The organism is Rhizobium croatiense (genome assembly GCF_019793465.1).
In the GTDB taxonomy this organism is placed as follows: Bacteria; Pseudomonadota; Alphaproteobacteria; order Rhizobiales; family Rhizobiaceae; genus Rhizobium; species Rhizobium croatiense.
In genome coordinates, this window is record NZ_JAILYJ010000047.1 from 1 (window position 1) to 1,183 (window position 1,183).

The 1,183-nt window shown below is 64.1% G+C and carries 1 protein-coding gene; it reads left to right on the forward strand.

Annotated features, from left to right (window positions below):
• Positions 1–2: 2 nt before the first annotated feature.
• Positions 3–1,183 (forward strand): sugar phosphate isomerase/epimerase and 4-hydroxyphenylpyruvate domain-containing protein (locus K6M89_RS30465; RefSeq protein ID WP_222141852.1); only part of this gene is annotated, 1,181 nt, incomplete at its 3' end.

A 1,183-nucleotide genomic window follows, 5' to 3' on the forward strand; every position in this document is an offset into this window, starting at 1 on the left:
CGATGAAGACCTCGATTGCGACCGTTTCATTGAGCGGCGACCTCAGCGACAAGCTGGAGGCGATCGCCAAGGCCGGCTTCGACGGGGTGGAGATTTTCGAGAATGATTTCCTGATCTTCGACGAGAGCCCGAGAGAGGTCGGCCGTCTGGTGCGCGATCTCGGCATGGAGATCACACTGTTTCAGCCGTTCCGCGATTTCGAAGGCATGCCGGAGCCATTGCGCGGCCGCACCTTCGACCGGGCCGAACGCAAATTCGACCTCATGCAGGAAATGGGCACTGATCTGGTGCTCGTCTGTTCAAACGTCTCGCCGGCCGCCCTTGGCGGCCTCGACCGGGCGGCGGCGGATTTTCACGAACTCGGCGAGCGCGCCGCCAAACGCGGCCTGCGCGTCGGCTACGAGGCGCTTGCCTGGGGCCGCCACATCCACGATCACCGGGATGCCTGGGAGATCGTCCGGCGGGCCGATCATCCGAATATCGGCCTGATCCTCGACAGTTTTCATACGCTGTCGCGCAAGATCGACGTCAATTCGATCCGGTCGATCCCGAAGGAGAAGATCTTCATCATCCAGCTCGCCGATGCGCCGCTGATCGACATGGATCTGCTCTACTGGAGCCGGCACTTCCGCAATATGCCCGGCGAAGGCGACCTGCCGGTGCTCGACTTCATGAAGGCCGTCGCCGCCACCGGTTATGACGGCTATCTGTCGCTGGAGATCTTCAACGACCAGTTCCGCGGCGGATCCCCGAACGCGATCGCCGTCGATGGCCGCCGCTCGCTGATCTATCTCGGCGATCAGGTGAAGCGCCAGCAGCCGGAGAGCGCGCTGCCGGTGCCGTCGATGCCGCCGCGCGCCAAGGTCGAGGGCATCGCCTTTATCGAGTTCACCGCCGATGAAGACGAGGCGCTTGCGCTTGAAGCGCTGTTTGCCAGCCTTGGCTTCCGCAAGGCGGCCAGGCACAAGAGCAAGCGGGTGACGGTTTTCCGCCAGGGCGCCATCAATCTCGTCGTCAACACTGAGCGGAAGGGCTTTGCCAGCGCCTCCCATGCCGTGCACGGCACCTCGGCCTATGCCGCCGGTCTGCTGGTCGACGATGCGCAAGCGGCGTTGCAGCGCGCCGTCGCGCTCGGCGCCGAACGCTTCGCGCAATCGCTCGATGCCGGCGAGATCGAAATGCC